Origin of the sequence: Anabaena sp. CS-542/02 (assembly GCF_028331085.1) — a bacterium.
GTDB lineage: Bacteria > Cyanobacteriota > Cyanobacteriia > Cyanobacteriales > Nostocaceae > Anabaenopsis > Anabaenopsis arnoldii.
The window spans coordinates 68,267-91,401 of record NZ_JAQMTM010000158.1; the positions used below are offsets into that span (position 1 = coordinate 68,267).

24 protein-coding genes and 1 pseudogene are annotated in these 23,135 nt (G+C 41.5%); 15 read left to right on the forward strand and 10 right to left on the reverse strand.

Annotated features, from left to right (window positions below; all coding sequences use genetic code 11):
• The first annotated feature begins 35 nt into the window (after positions 1-35).
• Entirely contained in the window at positions 36-1,208 is a 1,173-nt protein-coding gene (locus tag PN447_RS16510; protein ID WP_271764098.1) for an LL-diaminopimelate aminotransferase, read from the forward strand.
• Between the two features lie 49 nt (positions 1,209-1,257).
• Here the strand turns inward: PN447_RS16510 and PN447_RS16515 are convergent, their stop codons facing one another.
• Positions 1,258-1,608 carry a hypothetical protein gene (locus PN447_RS16515; RefSeq protein ID WP_271764099.1) on the reverse strand — a complete coding sequence of 117 codons (351 nt, stop codon included), beginning with the start codon at positions 1,606-1,608 and terminating at the stop codon, positions 1,258-1,260.
• A gap of 268 nt (positions 1,609-1,876) precedes the next feature.
• Here PN447_RS16515 and clpS point away from each other — a divergent pair, with 268 nt between their 5' ends.
• Entirely contained in the window at positions 1,877-2,158 is a 282-nt protein-coding gene (gene clpS / locus PN447_RS16520) for an ATP-dependent Clp protease adapter ClpS (RefSeq protein WP_200989791.1), read from the forward strand.
• A 32-nt stretch (positions 2,159-2,190) separates the two neighbouring features.
• Complete coding sequence (locus PN447_RS16525) at positions 2,191-3,012, forward strand: CPBP family intramembrane glutamic endopeptidase (RefSeq protein WP_271764100.1); 822 nt, start codon at positions 2,191-2,193, stop codon at positions 3,010-3,012.
• Positions 3,013-3,018: 6 nt separating this feature from the next.
• On the opposite strand, the gene PN447_RS16530 is transcribed toward PN447_RS16525, so the two are convergent.
• The 3 genes from PN447_RS16530 to PN447_RS16540 form a co-directional block, all read right to left on the reverse strand.
• On the reverse strand, positions 3,019-3,657 hold the full coding sequence (locus PN447_RS16530; RefSeq protein ID WP_271764101.1) for a pentapeptide repeat-containing protein: 639 nt from the start codon (positions 3,655-3,657) through the stop codon (positions 3,019-3,021).
• Positions 3,658-3,693: 36 nt separating this feature from the next.
• Positions 3,694-5,082 carry a DICT sensory domain-containing protein gene (locus PN447_RS16535; protein ID WP_271764102.1) on the reverse strand — a complete coding sequence of 463 codons (1,389 nt, stop codon included), beginning with the start codon at positions 5,080-5,082 and terminating at the stop codon, positions 3,694-3,696.
• Between the two features lie 257 nt (positions 5,083-5,339).
• Positions 5,340-6,914: a photosystem II high light acclimation radical SAM protein gene (locus PN447_RS16540; RefSeq protein WP_271764122.1), complete on the reverse strand. Its 1,575-nt coding sequence runs from the start codon at positions 6,912-6,914 to the stop codon at positions 5,340-5,342.
• A 487-nt stretch (positions 6,915-7,401) separates the two neighbouring features.
• Here PN447_RS16540 and PN447_RS16545 point away from each other — a divergent pair, with 487 nt between their 5' ends.
• The 7 genes from PN447_RS16545 (at position 7,402) to PN447_RS16575 (ending at position 14,195) form a co-directional block, all read left to right on the forward strand.
• Complete coding sequence (locus tag PN447_RS16545; RefSeq protein WP_271764103.1) at positions 7,402-7,779, forward strand: DUF1830 domain-containing protein; 378 nt, start codon at positions 7,402-7,404, stop codon at positions 7,777-7,779.
• A gap of 113 nt (positions 7,780-7,892) precedes the next feature.
• Positions 7,893-8,354, forward strand: coding sequence for a DUF4079 domain-containing protein (locus tag PN447_RS16550; RefSeq protein ID WP_271764104.1), 462 nt, complete (start codon positions 7,893-7,895; stop codon positions 8,352-8,354).
• Between the two features lie 261 nt (positions 8,355-8,615).
• Positions 8,616-9,368 (forward strand): response regulator transcription factor, encoded by a 753-nt coding sequence (locus PN447_RS16555; RefSeq protein ID WP_271764105.1) that lies wholly within the window; start codon positions 8,616-8,618, stop codon positions 9,366-9,368.
• A gap of 142 nt (positions 9,369-9,510) precedes the next feature.
• Entirely contained in the window at positions 9,511-10,872 is a 1,362-nt protein-coding gene (locus tag PN447_RS16560; protein ID WP_271764106.1) for a PAS domain-containing sensor histidine kinase, read from the forward strand.
• 29 nt (positions 10,873-10,901) lie between these two features.
• Positions 10,902-11,576: a phosphate signaling complex protein PhoU gene (phoU, locus tag PN447_RS16565; protein ID WP_271764107.1), complete on the forward strand. Its 675-nt coding sequence runs from the start codon at positions 10,902-10,904 to the stop codon at positions 11,574-11,576.
• A gap of 278 nt (positions 11,577-11,854) precedes the next feature.
• Positions 11,855-12,469 (forward strand): Crp/Fnr family transcriptional regulator, encoded by a 615-nt coding sequence (locus tag PN447_RS16570; RefSeq protein ID WP_271764108.1) that lies wholly within the window; start codon positions 11,855-11,857, stop codon positions 12,467-12,469.
• A 136-nt stretch (positions 12,470-12,605) separates the two neighbouring features.
• Positions 12,606-14,195, forward strand: a complete 1,590-nt coding sequence (locus tag PN447_RS16575) for an iron uptake porin (protein WP_271764109.1) — start codon at positions 12,606-12,608, stop codon at positions 14,193-14,195.
• 144 nt (positions 14,196-14,339) lie between these two features.
• Here the strand turns inward: PN447_RS16575 and PN447_RS16580 are convergent, their stop codons facing one another.
• A complete protein-coding gene (locus PN447_RS16580) occupies positions 14,340-14,591 on the reverse strand; it encodes a hypothetical protein (RefSeq protein WP_271764110.1) in 252 nt (83 codons plus the stop codon).
• A gap of 168 nt (positions 14,592-14,759) precedes the next feature.
• Between PN447_RS16580 and PN447_RS16585 the strand changes: the two genes are divergently transcribed.
• From PN447_RS16585 to PN447_RS16600, 4 genes and pseudogenes are all read left to right on the forward strand, one after another.
• The gene (locus PN447_RS16585) at positions 14,760-15,359 is read left to right on the forward strand and encodes a DUF3318 domain-containing protein (protein ID WP_271764123.1); all 600 of its coding nucleotides are present in this window, start codon (positions 14,760-14,762) and stop codon (positions 15,357-15,359) included.
• Positions 15,360-15,432: 73 nt separating this feature from the next.
• On the forward strand, positions 15,433-15,741 hold the full coding sequence (locus tag PN447_RS16590; RefSeq protein ID WP_271764111.1) for a DUF433 domain-containing protein: 309 nt from the start codon (positions 15,433-15,435) through the stop codon (positions 15,739-15,741).
• Entirely contained in the window at positions 15,741-16,037 is a 297-nt protein-coding gene (locus PN447_RS16595; RefSeq protein ID WP_271764112.1) for a DUF5615 family PIN-like protein, read from the forward strand. Before PN447_RS16590 ends, PN447_RS16595 begins: the two co-directional genes overlap by 1 nt.
• A gap of 74 nt (positions 16,038-16,111) precedes the next feature.
• Positions 16,112-16,394, forward strand: a pseudogene (locus tag PN447_RS16600) (DUF3318 domain-containing protein); the annotation flags it as partial.
• Here PN447_RS16600 and PN447_RS16605 read toward each other — a convergent pair.
• From PN447_RS16605 to PN447_RS16625, 5 genes are all read right to left on the reverse strand, one after another.
• Positions 16,391-17,350, reverse strand: a complete 960-nt coding sequence (locus PN447_RS16605) for a glycosyltransferase family 2 protein (protein WP_271764113.1) — start codon at positions 17,348-17,350, stop codon at positions 16,391-16,393. The pseudogene PN447_RS16600 and the gene PN447_RS16605 sit on opposite strands and share 4 nt — an antisense overlap.
• A 12-nt stretch (positions 17,351-17,362) precedes the next feature.
• The gene (locus PN447_RS16610; RefSeq protein WP_271764114.1) at positions 17,363-18,022 is read right to left on the reverse strand and encodes a TVP38/TMEM64 family protein; all 660 of its coding nucleotides are present in this window, start codon (positions 18,020-18,022) and stop codon (positions 17,363-17,365) included.
• Between the two features lie 53 nt (positions 18,023-18,075).
• Complete coding sequence (locus PN447_RS16615; RefSeq protein ID WP_271764115.1) at positions 18,076-19,788, reverse strand: glycosyltransferase family 39 protein; 1,713 nt, start codon at positions 19,786-19,788, stop codon at positions 18,076-18,078.
• Between the two features lie 64 nt (positions 19,789-19,852).
• Positions 19,853-21,226 carry an ArnT family glycosyltransferase gene (locus PN447_RS16620; RefSeq protein ID WP_271764116.1) on the reverse strand — a complete coding sequence of 458 codons (1,374 nt, stop codon included), beginning with the start codon at positions 21,224-21,226 and terminating at the stop codon, positions 19,853-19,855.
• Between the two features lie 143 nt (positions 21,227-21,369).
• Positions 21,370-22,206 carry a polysaccharide deacetylase family protein gene (locus tag PN447_RS16625; protein WP_271764117.1) on the reverse strand — a complete coding sequence of 279 codons (837 nt, stop codon included), beginning with the start codon at positions 22,204-22,206 and terminating at the stop codon, positions 21,370-21,372.
• Between the two features lie 223 nt (positions 22,207-22,429).
• Between PN447_RS16625 and PN447_RS16630 the strand changes: the two genes are divergently transcribed.
• Positions 22,430-23,135: Uma2 family endonuclease (locus tag PN447_RS16630; RefSeq protein WP_271764118.1), on the forward strand; the 706-nt coding region annotated here is incomplete at its 3' end.

Below are 23,135 nucleotides of genomic sequence, written 5' to 3' on the forward strand. Positions count from 1 at the left end.
TGAGCATCCATAACTTGCATTAGTAGTAAACCACCATGCAGCCCGCTAAACGTTTAGAAAAAATTCCTCCTTATTTGTTTGCCGAACTTAACAGGAAACGGGAACAACTTGGGCTTCAGGGAGTTGATATCATTAATCTGGCACTGGGCGACCCAGATAAACCAACTCCTAATCAGATTCTTCAGACCATGCATCAAGCAATTGATGACCCATCCACCCATAACTACCCACCCTATCAGGGAACACAAGAATTTAGGGAGGCTGCGGTTAATTGGATGGAACGGAGGTTTGGGGTGACAGGGTTAAATCCACATACAGAAATTATCTCTTCAATTGGTTCTAAAGAAGCAATACATAACACCTTCTTAGCTTTTGTAGAGGCGGGAGACTATGCCCTGATACCGGATCCTGGTTATCCTGTGTATAAGACTGCCTCAATTTTTGCTGGTGGTGAACCATATAGTATGCCGTTGAAGGCAGAAAACAATTTTTTACCTGACCTAAATATAATTCCTGAAGAAATTGCCCGTAAAGCCAAATTATTGTGGATTAATTATCCCAATAATCCCACAGGAGCCATAGCCAGCCTGGAATTTTTGGGAGAATTGGTTGATTTTTGCAGGCAGTATAATATTTTGCTATGTCATGACCATGCTTACTCGGAAATGGCTTACGATGGCTATAAACCGCCGAGTGTCCTGCAAGTTCCGGGTGCGAAAGATGTGGCTATTGAATTTCACAGTCTGTCTAAATCCTATAATATGATGGGCTGGCGTATTGGTTTTGTGGTTGGGAATGCCACTGGTATTCAAGGAGTGAGACAGGTAAAAAGTAATGTGGATTCTGGGGTATTTAAGGCAATTCAAAAAGCTGCGATCGCAGCCTTCTCCACTAGTGATGCAGAACTCTCAGCCTTAATGTCAGCTTACCAAAAGCGTCGTGACATTATTGTAAAAGGATTACAGTCTTTAGGCTGGCCCATTGAACCTCCTGACGCTACACTTTACATCTGGGCACCTGTACCTCTAGGATATTCTTCACAAGAATTTGTATCTTTATTGCTTGACAAATGTGGCATTATGGCGGCTCCAGGAAATGGTTATGGTGCCATCGGCGAGGGCTTTTTCAGAATAGCCCTGACCATTCCCGATGAACGGATGTATGAAGCCATTCAACGCATGAGAGATGCTGGTATTCGTTACGCTTAATTTCGGGCGGGTAATAGGTATGAGGAGGGGAAATTTCATCCGCTACTCCTCAATTCATGGGGGTTCGCTCATACCCTGGATATATCTGCTGAATAAATTGATAATATTGCTGTTGAGCGGCTGAGTCTAGTTTGCTTTTGGGTTCTTTAGCTAAAATCTGGCTCAAAAAGGTAATGACCTCCGTATCTAGGGCTGGTCGCACCAAATTAAGAGGACAAAGCAAATGTGAACCATCTCGCAGATCAGTAATAATTGGTGGTTCTGGTGTACAGTTAGCTAACAGCAGGGGACGTAACCAGCACAACTGACGAGCAACCACGACTTGGATAACTTCTGCAAGTAAATTCTTATCACTATGGTCTAAAGATACAATTTGTCCTGGTTCAAACTCTAGGCTCATATTCGTTAAATTGACGAGGTAGCAGCTTAATTGATTGTAAAAGCGAGAATGCGCTATCTGAAACCAAGATATTGAACATACCTTAATTTCAGATTATCAGAAATTTCTGAGCAGAGTGAAAAGCGTTCAGCTTTAAAGACGGGGGGGGAGGTTAATCTTTCAGGTTTGTATCGCGATGTTATAGCATAAGTAAATAAGTATTAAGTCAATAGCATTGACTTAACATCTATCTTGTTCTTGTCAATCATCGAATTAAAAGCAAACAGCCGTGTCTGTAGAAACCATTGAGAAGCGTTCCACATCCCGCAAGCTTGCCCCCCGGTACCGGGTTTTGCTCCATAATGACGACTACAACTCCATGGAGTATGTAGTACAGACACTATTAACTACAGTACCGAGCCTGACCCAACCCCAAGCAGTAAGCATTATGATGGAAGCCCATACCAACGGTTTGGCTTTAGTCATTACTTGCGCTCAGGAACACGCGGAATTTTATTGCGAAACATTAAAAAGTCATGGTTTAAGTAGCACCATTGAACCGGACGAATAAGACAATATATTGGACTTATTCCTCAAAATCCCATGAAAATCAACCTAATTCGGTTAGCCCACAGTCCTGTTACCATCAGGCTGGGTTATTTTGTTGCGGCCTTATTAGTCCTATGGCTACCCTTTGCCATCCCAATTTACTTGTTAGTTAGGGATCCTAACTTAGTAAGTATATTGACAATGGTGCTGTTATATGCGCAATTTATTTTGCTGTTGCGGCTATGGGGTAAAAATGTCTATCACCAACCCCAGATATTCAGACAATATGGTGGGGAAATCACCCGATCCAATGCCGTGGATTTGCTGAATGGTTTCGCTACTGGTATAGTTGGCATTCTTGCAGTGTTTGGGCTACAAGGTTTTTTAGGTTGGCTGGTATGGCAACAACCGCAGGTTTTCTTGCCGAGAATAATTCTAGAGGGTTTAATTGTCTCTTTAGGTGTGGGGTTTGCGGAAGAGTTATTATTTCGAGGTTGGTTACTGGATGAACTAGAACGGGACTATAGCTTAGGTGTGGCACTTTGGGTCAATGCTGTCACCTTTGCTGCATTGCACTTTATTAAGCCTTGGGAGGTAATTATTCAAACATTACCGCAATTTCCAGCTTTGATATTGCTGGGGTTAACGCAGGTATGGGCTAAACGCTGGCGTGGGGGAAGATTGGGTTTAGCGATTGGTTTACATGGTGGTTTAGTTTGGGGCTATTACATAATTAATGTAGGCAATTTAATTGAATATACTGGTCAAGTTCCTGATTGGGTGACGGGTGTAAATAATAATCCTCTACAAGGAGTGATGGGGGTGGTGTTCATGGGGATACTGGCGGTGTGGATGCGTTGGCGAGTCCTAGCTTAATCTTTTTTAACCAACTGTGGCGATGACTGTCCCCAGTAAGCAAGCCTGATCTAACTTGACCCCGGTCAAATTTGCCCCTTCCAACTCTGCACACAGGAGATTTGCGCCGGTGAGGTTGGCCCCGGCTAAATTTGCGCCCCGTAGGTCAGCTTCTTCTAAGTTGGCTTCACTTAATAAACTTCCTTGCAAATCAGCACGACTTAAGTCAGCACCTTTGAGATTTGCGCCGGTGAGGTTTGCACCCCGTAAGTCAGCACTGCGTAAGTCAACACCCTGTAGGTTGACATTCATTAAATTAGCACCACTCAAGAAAGCACCAGCCAGGGAGACATCAGCCAGTGTCGCCCCCATTAAGTTGGCTCCGCGTAAATTACTACCACGCAAGTCAGCACTGGTTAAGTCGGCTTGCATTAAGTTCGCTCCCATGAGGTTGGCCCGCAGGTCAGTTTTTTGCAGGTTTGCGCCCATCAAGTTGGCTCCCTGGAAATGTCCGCCTTCAAGTTTGGAACCGATGAAATTAGTACCGACTAAGTTAGCGCCTGCGAGATTGATCCGGCTCAAATCGATTTGGGAGAGTTCCTCATCTTCTAGGTTAGCTCCTGGAAGTTGTTTGAGTTTTCCTGATTTAATGGCTTCAAGATTCATGGGGATGACTGGTAATTAGGAAGCTCAGAAGTTTTATCAGTGGGGTTGTACTGTACTGGTTTGTCGATATTTATCCCATTGGGAGTCAAGCAGCCATACGCCAGTGCTGACTTTCGGTGCTGTCACTGGTAAGTCTAGACCCTGCTGTAAACCCATAACTAATAAAGCTAGAGCATCTACAAGTTTAGGGTCAAAGCGGGTTGATTGTTGTTGTCTGCATGCCTCTAAGGCTTGGGTAAAGATTTCTTGGGGAGTGTTTGGGGATGATTTGATGTTGTTGACGCGACACTGGAAATCGGAGACTAGGGCTAAAATTCTCGATTCTAAGGGAATTTCATCTCCGGCTAAATTTGCTGGTTCCCCTGTACCGTTCCACCATTCGCTTTGGTGGGTGATAATTTGGGCAATGGCCTGGAGTCGGGGCATGGTTCGTAATACCTGGGCTCCTGGTACTAGGGGACAAGTTAAGGGACAATGGGGCGCTTGTTCTTGGTAGCGGGTAGATGTACCGGGAGTGAGGAGGCTTTCTGCTCTTTGTAGTGGGTCTATACGGTGTAAAAAACCTGCTAGTCGCAATCGTTTAATCTGCCATGCGGGTAGTTCCAAAAGCTGCCCCATGATCTCAGCAAGTGCTACGACTTCGGCGCAGGCCATGGGATTTTGAACATCAGCCACATCGATTAATTGCGCCATCCGTAAAAATGCCTGGATTTCATTAGAAACTAGGTTACGGTCTAAGTCCTGTTGACTGGGAGCGGTACTCAGTGCTTGTGGCTTTTGTCCTGTCTCGAGATAATCTACTACGCGGGAGACAACCGCACTTAAATGTTTTGGCGTAACTGGACTATAATGTATATTCTTTTGACGGTTGATTAGTTTTTCTGCTAGTTCTGGATTGTATTCTTGAATGTGGGCGATCGCCAAGTTGGCTGTTTCTTGCACTAACGCTGGTTCAAATGTCCATAATCCATAGAATTTCCGCTCTCTATCAGAACATGGTCTACCATCTGCCCCATAATCTGACTCTGATAGCTCTTGACAAAGTACCATTGCTGTGTATTCTGGGGACAGGATAATTAAGTGCCACTCCTGGGCTACTGGGTCAAGTGGATTTAATGGCACTAAATCCACATTACTAAGTTGGCTAGTGGGATGTTCTACAAACCCTGTATCCGGTGTCGCCATAATCACAATTTGCTGGCTATACTGAGCAATATCTGCGTATCTTTCGGCTTCTTGGAGATACCATTTACCTTGTTGAAAGGCTGTAATAACTGACGGTGAACTATCTTCACTTAAAATGTGGTCTTCTAAAGCATGGCACAGAGAAACTAAAGTATTTTTGTAGTAGACCCCAAGTGCAAGTGCTCTAGTAGTATTGCGGTGTGCTTTTTCCAGCTTTTGTAGTATTGAACCTTCTAACATAGGCTGTCATAATTGGTAAGTAATTCTGAATTTTTGATCTGAAGTTTGAATTGGGCGTTGCTGAATCAAACTATGAATTTACAGCAGATTGCAGCTTGATGGGTAATATATAATAAATCTTAAAACTCTTGTAGGGTAGACATCCTGCCCGCTGAGGAAATCATCTAAATACAAGTTACCATATTAGAGTGGTTCTATAAGACCCCCCTAGGGACGTTGTGATATTCTGACTACGGCGGCGAGAGGATGTCAAATGTCTATGATACACTTAGAGCCTGTTTTTCTTTCTTGTCTATAGGTGCAGAAAGTGCTTCTTCCAAATTGGCACAACCCAATTTTTCCTCTAGGATGTTCATAACTTCGCGCCCGAAGTCATTAGGGTTTTGTTTCCAAGCTTGTAAGCAGACTTCCCCAAAGAAAGAACCAAGGGGTTCAGGATTCCACAGGAGTTTTTTTGCTGTCCATGGCATCAAGCTCATGGGGTTATATCCAGGTTTAAGGATACCCTGTTTTAAGGCATATTCTTCTAAATGGGTATGGGGTTGGAGTCCAATAAAAAAGATAGCTGGTTCAACTTTATCAGCGCCAAAAATTCGTTCTAGTTCCCGGTGGTAGGCGATGGTTTGGCGGATGGTTTCGGGACCTTCGTCAATGACGTTAAAGGAATAGTTGACGGAAACTAATTCGTTGAAGCCAGCTGCTTTTAAGTCGCGACAGTTTTGTAAGACGGTGCGTAAATTGTAACCCATACGCATTTTGCGAACTAGTTCCTGAGAACCACTGGTAATCCCAATTTCAAAGTAGTTCATCCCGGTTTTGACCATCAAGTCACACAACTGGGGTGTTAAGTTGTCGGCTCTGATGTATGCTGCCCAGTGGATATCTGTCATACCAGAATCGACAATTTTCTGTAATAGTTCTACAGCATCATCAATAAATTTACGTGCAGGGATAAATTGAGCATCAGTAAACCAGAAGTTGCGAATACCGCGATTATATAATTGGCGAATCTCGGTAACTACTTCTGCTGCTGGGTTGATGCGGACTTGTTTACCTTCTACGACGGTGTAAACGCAGTAACAACAATTGTGGGGACAACCGCGCTTGGTTTGTACGCCAATATAAAAGTCTTGTTCTTGCAGGTAATAGTTAAATTCTGGCCATATACTTTCTATATAGTCGTAGTTACAGGCGGTTTTTTCTAAGGGGGTGGGTTGTTCATGAATTAGGCGTGGTCGTGGTTGAGTTTCTCCCACTACATAGCAACGTTCATCTTGAATTTCTCTACCACTTAAAAGTTTTGCGATGAGTGTTTCACCTTCACCTACGGAAATAATTGTCCCTGGGGGTAAGCTTTTACCCAATTGTTCGTAAAATACACTGACTGCACCACCGCCCACAATGGTACGAGCATCAGGATGATATTTTTGGGCGCGTGTTAAACCACGTTTGATTAATCCTTGGTTGCGCCACAACTCCACATAGTAAGCGATAAAGATTCGCAAACCGCCTAAAGCTCCACGTAATTTGATCAGGGGATTCTGAGCATAATAAAACTCAAAGGCGTTTTGTAGTGGGTTACCCCCACGTCCACCCACTGGAGCATAAATTTGAATATCACGCCAAGAAAATACTAGGAGTGTGGGTTTAAATTCATCGATACAGGTATCTAGGCTGGATGCGTAATCTAAAGGTGGTACTGTTCCCAAATCAAAGATCCGTTGTTCAATGTTGGGGAATAGTTTGTGAATGTGATCTGAAAGATATACTACCCCAATGGGAAATATGGGGTTACAGGGAAGGCGAACGTAGAGGATGCGATTTTCCATCATGGGTTTTTGGGCTTTCACCTTGCAGTTGTTTATGAAAACGATAGACAGATATGCAGTTGAAAACTGTTTGTTTATTTTAGTTGGCTTTGTAGTTCACAATTACTACTGCGATGAACAGTGTTGGCAATTGTGGGAATAGTTGGATTTGCTCCGAGTCAAAGGACATAAATACATGAATATATTTGATGAGCAAGATTGTTATATATCTTTACCATAACATTGAGTTTGGCTATTCAGGTAGCAACCCGCCCTGTGGGAGTCAGAATCGGTGATCCGAATCCAGGAAAATTTAAAATCAGTCTGGGGGAGTATATTTTTTTTACTAAAGTTATGATACTTGATTAAGGTTTCATAACTTGAACATATATTTAGATAGAAATAGCGTGGAAAATTTCGGTTGGTAGTCGGAGTTACAGCATCTTGGGATCAGGCGATGTTACTTTAAATGGTGTAATGTAAAATTGTAGCGTAAAGCTCCTCCGCAGTTATGCCTCAAATATTAGATCCTCTACCACCTGAGCAATCTGAGCATATCCTTTGTTGCTACGTTAATGCTACAAACAAAATCCAGGTGGCTCGCATCTGCAATATTTCTAATTGGTACTTTGAAAGAGTTGTTTTTCCAGGACAGCGCCTTGTGTTTGAAGCTCCATTAGAAGCTCAAATGGAAATTCATACGGGAATGATGGCAAGTGCAATTTTATCTGATACAATTGCGTGCGATCGCTTGGCTATGAGTGAGCCTACTAGTAATGAGTTTCATACAGACTCAATAGATATGGACACCATGAAGACACAACCAACGGTGCAGTCAATTAATAACCAAGTTGAAAATACAACAAAACCTTTAACAATTGCTGGCTGAGTCTGGATTAAAAAAAACAATTTTATCCAATCTCGGGGTTGCCAAATTCAGCAACCTTTTTGATTGACTCTCCAGGTCCCCATCTGGCTCCATTTCCATTTAGAATCAATTTTATGAATTTACCTTCTTTTATTTGGTTGTGGAAAATAGCCGCTTGGTCGATGGGGTTATCCCTGGTAGGGTATCTGCTCCTAGCAGTTACGGGTATTTGGATGTTTCGGGAAAGAACTTTGGCGCATTTCCCCAGGTTCCGCTGGTTCCTGGGGGGACGTAGAGAGGTGCGATCGCTGCATTATACAATTGGTATCACTATGGTTAGTCTAGTGTTACTACTGCTAGCCATTGGCATTATTGGCACTATAGGACACTTTGGCTCATTGGGACACTCGTCACACTTGATGGCTGGGTTAATAGTAGTAATATTAGTTTTGCTGTCTGCTTTGAGCGCCACACAAATTAACACTAGGCGTTCTTGGGCTAGACCTTTACATATTGGTGTGAATATTATTCTCTTTGGTGGTTTTATTTGGGTGTCCTTGACCGGTTGGATTGTAGTACAAAAGTATCTACCTTAGAGGCAGTGAGAGAGGCATGATTATATTTTCAAGGCTTATTGTTTTGTTTGGTGGATTGTCAATAAATCATCATAATTAAGAAAATAATTTCATCAAGTTAATTGCTAAAAATACTGATGGTAGCTTGCAATTGCAGTTATTGATGATGTATTGTGATTTGTATTACTTTTTGCAAAAAAATTACTGCTGTAGAGAAATCAAAGCACGGTGGTTAATTGCAAAATGCTAATTCATACAAGAAAATAGATTTTTCTGCTATCAATGTATACCAGTGAATCCATCCAGTCTTCTACCAGAGGCAAAATTGGCTCAACCAGCCGTATTTTAGTAGTAGAAGATGAGGAGTTAATCCAAGAGATGCTAGCTTTAGCCTTGGAAGAAGAAGGTTTTAGCGTCATAAGTGCTGCGGATGGGCAATCAGCTGTAGAATATTTCCAAAGTTGTGAAGCCAAGTCAGGGGAACCCGCTTTTGACTTAATAATTCTTGATGTCATGCTTCCTTATGTTAATGGTCTAGATATATGTCGGTTGCTACGTCATCAAGGAAACCCAGTACCAATCTTGATTCTCAGTGCTAAAGGTAGCGAAACTGACCGGGTTTTGGGCTTAGAAGTAGGAGCGGATGATTACCTGACTAAACCCTTTAGTATGAGGGAATTAGTGGCTCGTTGTCGGGCTTTACTCCGTCGCCAACGCTTAATTACCTCGCCACAAATACAAGTATTAACACACAAGACTGTGAGTTTAAATCCCCAAGAATGTCGTGTGCTTGTCCGTGGTGAAGAGGTGAATTTATCTCCTAAAGAGTTTCGCTTGCTGGAACTGTTCATGAATTATCCTCGCCGTGTCTGGTCTCGTGAGCAATTGCTAGATCAGATTTGGGGTCCAGAATTTGTGGGTGACAGTAAAACTGTAGATGTTCATATCCGCTGGTTGCGGGAAAAACTAGAAGATGACCCTAGTCATCCAGAATACATTGTGACTGTCAGAGGCTTTGGCTACCGCTTTGGTTGAAAACCTTTAAGCTGTGAAATGCCAACTTAATTACCAAAGATACACGTGCTTGTTAATTTAGGGTTTTGAGCATTTTTCTGATATCTGTGGAGATAGTTGTTAGTTTTTATTAATGATCAAGTAACTAACAACTTATAGTCTCATGCTCTTATTGGGATTTTTTCTGGGTTTAGCGGTAGGTGCTGGGTTGTGGATTTGGCAACAGGTTCAACTAAAACGCTACTTAAGGGGACTAATAGAACCCTCAAGCTCTGCTCATTCTCAGGTGGTGCTGGGGCTAATACATCCTTTGCATCGCAAAATAACCACCATCAAGCAGCAGCAGCAAAATTTGCAGCAGTCCCTAAAAACCTACCAAGACTTGCTGGATGTTGCTCCAATAGGATATTTGCAGGTAGATGAAGAAAATCAATTGGTGTGGTGCAATCAGCAAGCGCGACAAATATTATATCTACAAACATGGCAACCTGGACAGGTGCGGCTGTTACTAGAGTTGGTGCGGTCTTATGAACTTGACCATTTAGTGGAAAAAACTCGCGATCGCCAAACATTACAGGTAAAAGAGTGGATATTTCACCCCTCTTCTGATTCCGCTTTTCGCGGTACTAGCGGTACTAAAAGTAATGGGGTATCAGGGATATCGAGGATGAAACCCTTGGCGTTGCGCGCCTCTAGTTTACCACTACCCAATGGACAGGTGGGGGTGTTTCTGGAAAATCGCCAACCTGTACTAGACATGAATCAGGAACGCGATCGCTCTTTTTCTGACCTAGCTCACGAACTGAGAACCCCCTTGACTTCCATTCGTTTGGTGGTGGAAACTTTACAAAACCGCTTAGACCCTCCTTTGAATCGTTGGGTTGATCGGCTAATGCAAGAGGTAGATCGGCTGATTAACTTAGTGCAAAGCTGGTTAGAACTGACTCAAATGGAAGTCAACCCCGCTATGCAATTGCATTTGGAAGTTGTGGAATTGCGATCGCTGATCATATCTGTGTGGGAAAGCTTAGAACCATTAACCCAAAAGCAACACCTGTCCATATCCTACTGCGGCCCAGAAAATCTGTGGATCAAAGCCGACCCTGGGCGTATTTATCAGGTTTTTCTCAACTTGCTGGACAACAGCATTAAATATAGTCTTCCTGGTAGCAGTATTCAAATTCAAGCCCAAATCCTATCAATACCAGACACTGACAGTCGCCTAGTTCCTATTTTGGAAATAAATCTCATTGATTCCGGACTGGGTTTTTCCGAAGCAGATTTACCACATATATTTGAGCGATTTTACCGGGGAGATAAAGCTCGGACTCATTCCTCACTACCAGAAAATAATTCTCTGGGTGCAATTGTGGGTAATGGTTTAGGTTTAGCTATTGTGCGACAAATTATTCTCGCCCATGGCGGTTCTATTAAAGCGATGAACCATCCAGAAACCGGTGGAGCTTGGTTAAAACTTCAACTTCCTGAAGTTATGGCAAACTACCCAAGCCAAGACTATAGTTAAGAATATCTTCACTTTTGAGATTAATCAGTGTGCAAGCTGCCTTGTATGATCGCAACTCTCAACCGCAAAATCCCCAATTAGCACGTGCCATCAGGCGCTTGGAACGGGATATATTACGCATGGGAGCTTTGGTAGAACAATCCTTCCGCCTCAGCCACCAAGCCCTATTTTACCGAGATTTAACAGCATCTCGGGAACTCCCCCGATTAGATAAAAAAATTGATCGCTTTTATAGACAAATAGAATCGGATTGTACGACAATTATCACACTCCAAGCACCTACAGATCAAAATTTACGCTGTTTAAGTGCCTTTATGCAGTTAGTGCGAGACTTAGAACGTATTGGGGATTATGCTGAGGATTTAGCTAACATTGCCGTGAAAATTTTTCCTTACCCACCACATAGCTCTTTACCAGAGATTGAGGAGATGTCCCACCACGCACAAGCCATGCTAGCAAGTAGCTTAAAAGCCTTAGCTGATTTGGATGAAGTTGGGGGACGAGATTTAAAGCGCTTAGATGACACTGTAGATCATGCTTATGATCGAGTTTATCAAACTTTAGCCCAGCAAAGAGATGTGCCGGGGGTAGTGGAGCCCATTGTACTCCTGGCGCTGGCAATTCGTTGTTTAGAACGCATGGCAGACCATGCTACTAATATTGGGCGCAGAGTAGCATACATTGTTACGGGACAAAGTTATTAGAGGGTGATTGTTCCCTTCGACTCCCCTTACGGGAACATATTGATTTGGGTGGTTGAGCGAAGTCGAAACCACGATCCCCACAATACCCCCTGATATTGTTACCTTCGACTGCCCTTACGGGAACATACTGATTTGGGTGGTTGAGCGAAGTCGAAACCACGATCCCCACAATACCCTTAACTTTTGTTAAGTAACATACAATTTACCAAAATATTACCTTTTCTTAAACTTACTTAATTAGGCTAACTCAAGTCACCCCAATATTAAGTACTTGCATCATGTATCCCACCAGTCTGACCCCAAAGTTATCTGATGTATCTCATGACCCTATCCCCGGTGGAAAATTACCACAAAGATTATTTACTCGCCGCGAATTAATTCCCCCTGACAAGGATGTTCTGTGGCGTATTGATCGCGGCGCAGTTCGTACCTTAACCTGGAACGAAGATGGCATATTTATTGCTCTGGGTTATTGGGGAACTGGTGATCTGGTGGGACATTGTTTAACTAAAATCCAACCCTATCAAATTGAATGTTTGACAAGCGTAGAAGTTAGTATTGTACCCCCTGAGCTTTGGCATCAGTATACTGATGCGTTCTTATCACACATTCAAGATTCAGAGGAGATATTGAGTATTGTACATCTCAAACCTATGTCCTTACGGTTGGGAAAATTCCTGCTGTGGTTAAGTGAAAAGTTTGGGCGTGATGTAGAACAGGGGAGATTAATTGATCTAAATATTACCCACCAGGAAATATCAGAAGTCTTAAATACCACTCGTGTGACCATAACCCGGATTCTACAGGAATTTGAGGAACAAGAACTACTCCTACGCTACAAGCGGCGAATTATTATTCGTTCACAAAATAATCTGATAAGAAGTAGAGTATAAAAAAAAATGATCATGGACTTGTGTTAATTATAAAAATTTTGGTATATTCGAGACTGAAGCTATGAAAAGATCATCCAAAAGAGCATAAAGCTTTGCTGTGATATCAGTTTATTTGGTGTGAGTGAAATTTAAGAACATGACAAAACTACTTTGGAACGCCCTCAAAGTTAGCCCAGCCATTGTGGCTATATTCTTTGCTAACAGCGCTTTAGCTGGTGAACTGAATCAAAAAACAACCGTTGCTCAATTGTCCCAAGAGGCTAACAGCATCGGTCAGGTAACATCTGTTTCTCAATTTTCCGATGTCCGCCCCACAGACTGGGCATACCGCGCATTACAATCTTTAGTAGAGCGCTACGGTTGTATATCCGGTTTTCCCGACAATACTTTCCGCGGTAACCGCACCTTAACTCGGTTTGAATTTGCTGCGGCTTTAAACCAGTGTTTAGACAGAGTTAACGAACTAATCGCCACTGCAACAGCTGATGTCATTACAAGACAAGATTTAGCTTCATTACAGCGGTTACAAGAAGAATTTTCTGCTGAATTGGCAACCCTCCGCGGTCGGGTAGATGCTCTGGAAGCTCGCACTGCTGAGTTAGAAGCTAATCAGTTTTCTACCACCACCAAGTTATCTGGGGAAGCTATTTTTGGCTTGTATCAGGCTTTTGGTGAGAAGCAAGCGGATAGGGACACAAACCCTGATAACAATCCCGATCTACAAAGCAATACCGCTTTTGCTAACCGGGTGCGTTTAACTCTGAATACTAGCTTCACTGGTAAGGATAGGCTGCAAACTCGGTTGAATTACGGGAACTTTGTAAGACCCACCACAGGGACTAACATGACCCGTCTTGGTTTTGAGACTGGGGACGCTCTTGAAATCGACAAAATTAACTACACCTTCAACCTGAGTGACTCCGTACGAGTCAAAATTGATGCGGTGGGTGCTGAGTTAGATGATAACGTCCCTAACTTCCATCCTGACTTTGCTAGTTCTGGTGGCGGTGCTATTTCTCGTTACGGTCGTTTCAGCCCCATTTACCGTCAAAATGACGGTGGCGCAGGTTTAACTGTCAACTTAAATCCCAGTGGACCTTTAACTTTAAGTGCTGCTTACGTAGCACCCAATGCTAACAATCCTGAAGATAAAAACGCCATTTTTGATGGTGCTAGTACAATTTTCGGTCAAGTAGCATTTAGACCCAGCAATGCATTAAATGTTGGTTTTAGCTACGCACGTACTTATCAAAATAGTGCGTCTGGTGTAAACCTTTTTGGTAATACAGGAAGTGCGATAGCTAACCGCCCATTTGGTAATGTTGCAACTTCTGCTGACCACTATGGTTTCCAAGCTAGTTTAAAACCTAGCTCCTCACTGACCCTAGGCGGTTGGGCTGGTTTCAGCAATGCTAAAACTGAAGTGGGCACCAATGACGCAGATATGTTCTACTGGACTACCAGTTTAGCTGTTAAAGACTTTGGTAGAGAAGGTAACGTATTGGGTCTGATCTTTGGTCAACCCCCCAAAGTTACTGGTGGTTCTGTAGGAGGTGTTTCTATTGAGGAGTCCGACACATCCTATCACGTAGAAGGTCTCTACAAAATGCGCTTCAGCGACAACATTACCGTCACTCCCGGCGTATTGGTTATTCTCAACCCTGAAAACAACGATAATAACGAAACTGTCTATGTAGGTACACTGCGTACCACCTTCAGATTCTAAAGCTGTTGTGAGCAGTTAATAAAAAGCCCGCCTTGGTGCGGGTTTTTTGGTTTTCGCTTATACTGACCATTTTATCTGGGTGAGGTAGACAAGGGCGGACACCGATGCCCAACCCAGAAGATTTATGATATTAAGATGTGTACTTTATTTACTTGAATAGTGCTGTATATCCGCAGGAGGTCGATCGCTACTCCAACCCCACCACACACAACTACACTGACAATGGTAAAATTCTTGCCATTTGCGACGATTGTCTGGTGTGATGACAGGCGATCGCCTATTAATCCAAACTTTTACGGCTTCGAGGCTACTAGCGTGACAACTAGGACAGCAGAACTGGTGAGCATGAACCGCTTGATTTGTCCATTCAGGGGCGATGGGAGCAAAAGCATCCATTTAATTGGTAGTTGGTAATTCAGAAGGTTAAGCTGGTTAAGTATTTTTTAAGTACAACAGTCATAATCATAGAATACACTAATATTATCTCAGTAACCTAATAGAGTATTTTGGTAACCAGAGCAGAGACTGTGAACAACTGTCATTATGTCATCAACAATTATTGTTATGGAGTCAAAGGCTGAGATTCGCCGGTTACTAAATGTCATACCTGCTTCTAGTCGGATGACGGTGAAAATTGTCAGCAAGCCCAAGCAACCTAGGGTAATTGATGCTACTTTTCCTCTACCTTGGACACGGGAGCGAGTTATATCTATCAATTTTAATTTCTGGTCTTCTTTACCGGAACCCCAACGGGATTTATTAATATTGCAGAAGGTTAACTGGTTAACACAGGTGAAGTGGTTTCAACCCCAGATTTATCAAGGTGTGGCGATCGCTGGTTTGGTAGCGGGAGTGATGGAGTCAGCACAGGGGGATGTTCTGGGTGTGGGAGTTGCTACAGGATTAAGCGCCATGGCGCTGCTGCGGATTTGGCGGGGTAACAAATCTTCGGAATTAGAGTTAAACGCCGATTTAGCTGCTATAGCGATCGCTCAACGTCGGGGTTACTCAGAAAGTGAAGCAGCGGAGCATTTATTATCTGCCATTGAGGCGATCGCTGGTATCCAAAAAAATGGTAGTTTAGATTTTAATGAATTAATTCGTTGTCAAAATTTACGGGCGATCAGTAATTTATCACCTGTGGGTATACCAAAAAGCATCTGACAGGCGATGAACTGGTAGAGAAGCAGGGGAAAAATTGATAAGCTTGAGGTAAGTAAAAAAATGATTTATTTTTATGTCTCTTGATACCATCAAAAACCATATTGAAATAACACCGGGAATTTGTGGTGGTAAACCCCGAATTGCTGGACATCGGATTCGAGTTCAGGATATTGTGATCAAACACGAACAAATGGGGATGTCAGTAGATGAAATTCTAGACCATCACCCTGGTATCAGCTTATCTGATGTTTATGCGGCTTTAGCCTATTATCATGATCATCGAGATGAAATTCGTCAACAAATGAGAGAATCAGAAACGTTTATTAAGGGAGTATCAGTACAAACACCCTCGATTCTCAAGCAAAAACTGCAAACTGAATAATGGTCAACGAGATTAAATTTCATTTAGATGAAAGCGTGAGTAATGCTATTGCATTGGGTTTGCGTCGTCGAAAAATAGATGTCACAACAACTTCAGAAGTCGGATTAATCAGCGTATCAGACCAAGAACAACTTATCTTTGCTGCGTCTGAGAATAGAATATTGGTTACTCATGATGATGACTTTGTTAATCTTCACCATAGTGGAATCAATCATGCGGGAATTGCTTATTGTGACCAAAAACGCCGCTCAATCGGTCAAATTTTGCAGACTTTAATTCTCATGTGGGAAGTATAGCAACCGCCAAGGTGGTTAGGCTTGAAATCAAAAAGGTGCGTTCAATAAAGCATCCTACCAGATCGATGATCGCACTGGGTGTGGGAGTTGCTACGGGATTAAGCGCTATGGCGCTGCTGCGGATTTGGCGGGGTAACAAATCTTCAGAATTAGAGTTAAACGCCGATTTAGGAGCCATAGCGATCGCCCAACGTTGGGGTTACTCAGAAACTGAAGCAGCAGAGCATTTATTATCTGCCATTGAGGCGATCGCTGGTATGCAAAATGGTAGTTTAGATTTTAATGAGTGCGATTCGTTGTCAAAATTTACGGGCGATCGCCGGTTTATCACCTGTGGGTATAGCAAAAAATAATTAATAGCTATCTAGCTCAGATTCCTCTTCAAAACCCGCAACTTCCGACAAAACATAAAGCGGTCTTTGTTTAACCTCTTCATAAATACGTCCGATATACTCACCCAAAATCCCAATACTAATTAGTTGGACTGCTCCCAGGAAGAATATGGCCATGAGAATAATAGTTACCCCAGTTAAAGGAGAATTAGGGATAAAAATTCGCCAGTATAAAACTAGTAAACACATGAGCAATGAAACGAAAGCAGCTAATAATCCCAAATAAGTTGATATTCTCAATGGTACTTTAGAGAAAGAAACTATACCATTAATTGCCAATGCAAAGGACTTGCCGAATGTATATTTAGGATTACCAGCAAAACGCGGATCACGTTCAAATCTGATTGCTGTTTGATTAAAACCCACCCAAGAACGCAACCCCCGAATGTAACGATTGCGTTCTGGCATTTTATTGATCACATTAACAACTTGGCGATCTAACAAGCAAAAATCTCCTGCATCTGTAGGAATATTTACATCTGCAAGCCGCCGGAGAATCCTATAAAAAGCATAGGCTGTCAAACGTTTTAACCAGTTTTCTTGAGAACGTTTTATCCTCTGAGCATAAACTATATGATATCCTTGTTTCCATAATTCTACCATTTCCGTAATCAATTCTGGCGGATCTTGTAAATCAGCATCGAGAATCACTGTTACGTCTCCGCGCACAAAATTCAAACCTGCTGTAACAGCAATTTGATGACCGAAATTTCTGGCTAGGCTTAAATAAACAACACGTGAATCTTTTTGGTGTAATTCACTGATTATTTTCAAAGATAGATCACGACTGCCATCATTTATCAAACACAACTCAACTTTACCATCCATCTGATTCATCACCTGTGAAATGCGGCGATACATTTCTAAAATGTTTTCTGCTTCGTTGTATATGGGGACGATGAAAGAATATTTAGGTAACATAGTGGAGTTATTTTAAGGCTTATGATCAGGTGGAAAGGAGCGACGACGACGATACCAAGTGGAACCGCCTACTAGCATTCCAATTAGTAATAAGGCAGTTAATAATGGTAAAATTTCCCCAGTACGAACAGCCTTTAAACCAGAACTACCCAAGAGAACAAAGGGTAATATTCCGGGTACTGTTCCTAAAGCCGTACCTATGAGGTAATCTCTAAAGCTAATTGATGTTAACCCCGCGACAAAATTAACTAATCCATAGGGCATAATGGGCATCAGGCGGATAGCAAATATATAAGATATACCCCCCTGTCTAAGTTCAGCATCTATAGCTTGCCAACGTCCAGCTAATTTTTGCGAAATCATCTCATGTCCTACTGTGCGGGCAAAAATAAAGGCTGTAATTGCTGCAATTATTGCCGCGATACTTGTCCACAATGTGCCCATCCCCACTCCGAAAATTGCCCCCCCTGTTAAATTTAAAGCTGTGGAAGGTAAAATTAAGATTGTAGCCACTACATAGATAGCTACATAAGTGATGGGTGCCCAAATTCCCGCAGCTTGTAACCAAGATTGAATTATATCAGGGTTAATTCCTCCTAGTAAATATCCTGTCACGCCAGTAGCTAGCAGACAGATAAACATCAACAAGGTAAAGCTGGTTTTAGCATTCATGGTTAATTGATGTTGCTAGTTTTTGGCGTTCTTTGGTGGAAAATAAATTCCTATTACTCACAGTGATACAGTTGATATTCATACCCCGTCACTCCCGGTAAGTTCTGAGAATCAAGTAAACATTGTTGTTTTAGTGTTTCCCCTAGGGGAGCATCAAAATTAACCAGCCATAAATCCAAAGGTGGGGGTAATTGTTTAAGGGTTTTTTCTAGGGCTAAAGTAGAGGTATTAGGGTCTTGGTCTTGATGAGCTAGGAGAAATTGGGTATTAGTCTGTGAACCTGAGAATTTTAATTCCCAGGCTACACTCATCATTACTCCTGTGTCGTTTAAACTTTTGTGGGTTGCAGCTATCAGTACTGGTTGTGAGGATTTTTCTTCAATTAAGGGAACTAATAAATCAGGGCGGTAATATTTGCGATAACCCAGATTAAAGGTAACTGTAATGGCGCTAAGTAATCCCATCACCCAAATCAGGATGACAGCTTGTTTACCGGTGATACCCCATTTACCAATGTTGGGATTTTGATAACAACTTGCTAGAGTCGCACCCAGGAGGATAATCACAGCGGGAAAGTAAACAAAACTATAACGAGCGCCTCGTGTGATATCTATACCCAGGAAGTAAGTAAAGCAGAAAAATAAAGCGATCGCTCCTAATATCACCCCAGCAAACACCTGAATGATCAAACTAGTTTCAGGGTTTTGTAGTTGTACTTTAATCCCAGCAATTAAAATAGGTATTGCCCAAATAAAGAAAATCAACATCACCAACCCAGAGAGAATGACCACCGTTAACTGTGGTGCTTCCACTGGGAGGAGGGAAATCATGGTAATCCAGGTGGCTAAAGCTTGGAAAATAGGGCTAATCCAAGTTATTCCCACCCGTTCACCTTGAATCCACTCTGTGAGAGCGCCCATATGACGATTTCGTAACCAATTAGGTAACCAAACTAACCCAGCTACAGCAGTACCAGCTGCAATTAAATATAGTCGCCGCCAACTGGGAGAGAATAACACCCAATTTTTTGCCTGTGCTTGTTGCTTCCCAGCTACAAAAATCAACACTAAAGCTATAGCACTCAGAGTGAACACAAAAAAGTAATGAGTAGCAATACCCAAGGCGTTAATACTTACCCAAGCAACAATTAACCACAGGGGTAATAAGGTTTGGTTTTGTAGGTGACGCCTAGCAATTACTAAGCAAGCTAGGGAAGCCATCACCCAGAGGATAGCCAAAGTATAATGACGTGCTTCCTGTGCTAAATAAATACCGTATGGTGAAACTGCGATCATCGCCGCTGATAATTGTCCCACTAATGCAGAACGAAAAGCTAACTTACCCAAAATATAAGCACAGGGAATAGAAACTGCACCCAGCAAAGCGGGAAATGATCGCGCAGCAAATAATGATACTATACCTTGTTGATTGGTAAATAGTTTCATCCACAGATGAACCAGTACAAAATATATGGGTGGATGGTTATCTTCTGTGAGGAGATGATGAATTACATCCCCCACACCAGCGGCGGGATTTATTTGTAATGGCTGCAATAATATATCAGGGGCGATCGCTTGATCTAAGGGTATTGGTAAAAAACTATTTCCCAAGCTAAACACCAAAGTAGCAATTTCATCAATCCAAGGAGGTTTAGCTGTTAAGTTGGTGAACCGTAAAGCCACACCTATTATGAACCATATCAGCAACAGTAAAGGATGAAACCAGGGAGCAGAAACGGTAGAGCGCCAATCTTGATTGAAATACATATACTTGTAGAATTTTTGCTGGCTGAAATTAAAAAAATGATGTACTAATATCTACTGAATTGATCTATTGTTTCACTTGAGATATTTTATGATAAATTTGTGTGCCTTCCATGTTCCTTAAGAGCGTATAATCTGTTGCGAGTGTTCTTTCCAGTAAGGCGATCGCTTCTAGATGATCTTGTAAATACCAAACATTTTCCTTTTTGACAATAAACTCAGGTTTTTGTACCAACACTTCCAGCAATGCTTGATTAGTATTAGCAGTGGGACCTTGGAGAACACGTAGTAAATATTCTTTGGATATATTTGATGGATGGGTGACTATTTTTGTAGGCGGTTTCAGGTTCAGGAGCCAATAAACCAGATGATGATCCATCATATATGCTGTAATATTACTTCCTCCCTGTTCAGCTAAATATTTAGCTAAATCATATTCTTTACCATAGAAGATTGATTGTTGTGTCACCAGACGCGTCCCTATAGTTTTGTATTCATTAAAACTGGGTGTAACCGTGAGCATCAATGTGACTATGAGTATAAAATAACCTACTTTTAAGTTGAAATCCAAGATTTTCATCAACCAAGATGCTAATACGACCCCCAAAAAAGGAGCCAGTTGAATCATATAATGACTATGTGCCGCACCACTATTTAAAATTGACCACTCAGTACCTAAGAAGTAGATGGATAAGTATATTAATTTATTTTTCTTCTCTGAATATTTTTCCTGTTGTTTAATAATTAAAATAAGCTGATAACAACCTACTAAAAATATAATCCCCCAAATATCGTAAATTTGCTTAAAGATAATTTGCCATAATGGTATTTGAGAATGGGAATAAGCTAATGATGCATCAATCACCGCCGCCTTAAATAGTGCAATATTATTTGTCCCTATGTATGGTAAAAACAAAACTATGAATGGAATTAAACAACCAATCCCATAGGCAAATATGGACAATAAACTTTTATAATTTAAATTTAATTTAATGCTTTTAACTGCAATATATAAACCTAAAATTAATGCTACATAAGCCAAATTTAGGCGAATCATACAAGCGGTTCCCATGAGGAAACCAACCATAAAAAATTTTAGATTCATTAACTTATGCTCCCTCAAGAGCAGCGCTAATGAACCGAGTAAAGGTACAATAGCTATATGCTCGGTCATGGTAGATTTACCATCCATCAACGGACCAGTTAAAATAACAAAGACCATAGCAGCTAATATACTAAGTTTCTGACTCCATACACAGCGACAAATATAGTAAGTCAGAATGGCTGATATGATTACGCATATTGTCCCAAATAGGCGAATAGATATTATAGATCTACCAACAGCTAAAATAGGTAAGGCATAGCTAAAGAATACGAGTGGTGGCTTTACATCCCATATTTCCACATATGGTAAGTTACCATCTAAAATGGATTGACCCATTAAAATAAATGTACTTTCATCCCAATTGAATGTAGAACGGAAGAAAAAGGGTAAGCGGAAGAACAGAGTAAATAGATTTATAATACACAGATGCCAATATCTCATGATGGGTATTTTTACCATTTATCCAAGTCCTAAAAGAGTTAATTCTGTAGACACATATTTACTGATTTAACTATAGTTCCTCTCTTCAATAACTCGGATACGGTCACAAATTTATATCCCTGGGGAGTGTAAGTACTCAAAATTCTTTCCACTACTTCTACAGTATTATGGCGACTAGCATATACTCCCCCTTTCGCGACACCATCGGAGTCATGTAAAAGTATGATGCTCCCATTGTGAAAGCTTTTTTCAAATATATTCATCATTTCTCCCGCTGACTTACCTCGCCAGTCCTCTAAATCCACATCCCAAAATATAATGGGTTTTTGCATCTGCTTTAAAACATTAGTGACAAACAAGCCAGCCCGACCAAAAGGAGGTCTAAAATAAATCTTGTGGGAGTATCCCAACTGATTAATTAAAGCATCGGTTTGTGTAACTTCCCGATAAATAGAATTTTCCATCTGAGTATTCAGGTTGTAATGATTCCAAGTATGGTTAGCTATTTCATGTCCCTGTTTTTCTAAAGATTGGATAATGTGGGGATACTGTTGGCTGTGTTTTCCTAACACAAAAAATGTCCCCTGGGCTTGGTAATCTAAAAGTGTCTGAGCAATTGCTCTTGTGTATACTGGGTCAGGTCCATCGTCAAATGTCAGTGCTAAAACTTTATCAGGAGTGTGAACACAAAATACTGACTCTCCAAAGACTGTGGGAAGTAGAAAACGCTGTGGCCAAGCGAAGTTTAAAAAACAGTAAATCCCTATAACCAACCACAGGAGAGGTAATAATTTCGCAAATTTAACTTTAGTTTTACTATCTTTGCGAAGACCCAGGGAAGAAACCCTCTGCCAAAAAGGCTTACGTAAATGCATGACTACGGTTAAATATGTATATTTATTGACAATAATTATTGCGTCTGTAATAGTATATCAGATTACAGGTATATTTGTATATAATTAGACTAATGTTTGAGATTTCCTATACTGCTGTGGTTTTCATCTCAGGACGCAAATCACTCTAACTTCTAGCTTCAGCATCCTACAGCGCAACTACCCAGAGAATATAATAAATAGAAAATAGTGCAAAATAAAACCTATGGCTATAACAGCACGAGAGATAGAGGCATTAATGCCAGATTGCACACAACTACTCAGTGATGAGCCGGAAATGGAGAGTTCTTTACACTATACACAACTATTGATGCTGGTAACGTGCTTAGAGTGGTTGTGGAGAGATAGGGAGGATTTCTTTATCGGCGCGAACCTAACTATTTACTATAGCCGTCAACAGTTAAAAAATCGAGAGTTTAGAGGCCCGGACTTTTTTCTAGTTAAAGATACTGAAAAACGCCCCCGTACTTCTTGGGTAGTATGGGAAGAAAACGGTAATTACCCAAATTTGATTATTGAATTACTCTCTGAGTCTACAGCTAAGGTAGACCGGGGATTAAAGAAACAACTATATCAAAACCAGTTTCGCACTCCTGAGTATTTTTGGTTCTCACCTAATACTTTAGAGTTAGTAGGATTTCGTTTAGTTGGAAGTGATTATCAGGATGTCACACCCACTGAGCAGGGTTGGTTATGGAGTCAAGAGTTAGGGTTATATTTGGGAATTTTTGACGGTAAATTACGTTACTTTCATTGGGATGGACAATTGGTACCCACCCCTGAGGAAGCTGTTTTAGAAGAAGTGCAAAAGGCTGAAGCTGAACGTCAAAGGGCTGAAACTGAACGTCAAAAAGCTGAAACTGAACGTCAAAAAGCTGAAACTGAACGTCAAAAAGCTGAAACTGAACGTC

Coding starts and splice junctions, on each gene's coding strand:
- PN447_RS16510 (WP_271764098.1), top strand. CDS start 36: ATGCAGCCCGCTAAACGTTTAGAAAAAATTCCTCCTTATTTGTTTGCC.
- PN447_RS16515 (WP_271764099.1), bottom strand. CDS start 1,608: ATGAGCCTAGAGTTTGAACCAGGACAAATTGTATCTTTAGACCATAGT.
- PN447_RS16525 (WP_271764100.1), top strand. CDS start 2,191: ATGAAAATCAACCTAATTCGGTTAGCCCACAGTCCTGTTACCATCAGG.
- PN447_RS16530 (WP_271764101.1), bottom strand. CDS start 3,657: ATGAATCTTGAAGCCATTAAATCAGGAAAACTCAAACAACTTCCAGGA.
- PN447_RS16535 (WP_271764102.1), bottom strand. CDS start 5,082: ATGTTAGAAGGTTCAATACTACAAAAGCTGGAAAAAGCACACCGCAAT.
- PN447_RS16540 (WP_271764122.1), bottom strand. CDS start 6,914: ATGATGGAAAATCGCATCCTCTACGTTCGCCTTCCCTGTAACCCCATA.
- PN447_RS16545 (WP_271764103.1), top strand. CDS start 7,402: ATGCCTCAAATATTAGATCCTCTACCACCTGAGCAATCTGAGCATATC.
- PN447_RS16550 (WP_271764104.1), top strand. CDS start 7,893: ATGAATTTACCTTCTTTTATTTGGTTGTGGAAAATAGCCGCTTGGTCG.
- PN447_RS16555 (WP_271764105.1), top strand. CDS start 8,616: ATGTATACCAGTGAATCCATCCAGTCTTCTACCAGAGGCAAAATTGGC.
- PN447_RS16560 (WP_271764106.1), top strand. CDS start 9,511: ATGCTCTTATTGGGATTTTTTCTGGGTTTAGCGGTAGGTGCTGGGTTG.
- PN447_RS16570 (WP_271764108.1), top strand. CDS start 11,855: ATGTATCCCACCAGTCTGACCCCAAAGTTATCTGATGTATCTCATGAC.
- PN447_RS16575 (WP_271764109.1), top strand. CDS start 12,606: ATGACAAAACTACTTTGGAACGCCCTCAAAGTTAGCCCAGCCATTGTG.
- PN447_RS16580 (WP_271764110.1), bottom strand. CDS start 14,591: ATGGATGCTTTTGCTCCCATCGCCCCTGAATGGACAAATCAAGCGGTT.
- PN447_RS16585 (WP_271764123.1), top strand. CDS start 14,760: ATGGAGTCAAAGGCTGAGATTCGCCGGTTACTAAATGTCATACCTGCT.
- PN447_RS16590 (WP_271764111.1), top strand. CDS start 15,433: ATGTCTCTTGATACCATCAAAAACCATATTGAAATAACACCGGGAATT.
- PN447_RS16595 (WP_271764112.1), top strand. CDS start 15,741: ATGGTCAACGAGATTAAATTTCATTTAGATGAAAGCGTGAGTAATGCT.
- PN447_RS16605 (WP_271764113.1), bottom strand. CDS start 17,350: ATGTTACCTAAATATTCTTTCATCGTCCCCATATACAACGAAGCAGAA.
- PN447_RS16610 (WP_271764114.1), bottom strand. CDS start 18,022: ATGAATGCTAAAACCAGCTTTACCTTGTTGATGTTTATCTGTCTGCTA.
- PN447_RS16615 (WP_271764115.1), bottom strand. CDS start 19,788: ATGTATTTCAATCAAGATTGGCGCTCTACCGTTTCTGCTCCCTGGTTT.
- PN447_RS16620 (WP_271764116.1), bottom strand. CDS start 21,226: ATGGGTCAATCCATTTTAGATGGTAACTTACCATATGTGGAAATATGG.
- PN447_RS16625 (WP_271764117.1), bottom strand. CDS start 22,206: ATGCATTTACGTAAGCCTTTTTGGCAGAGGGTTTCTTCCCTGGGTCTT.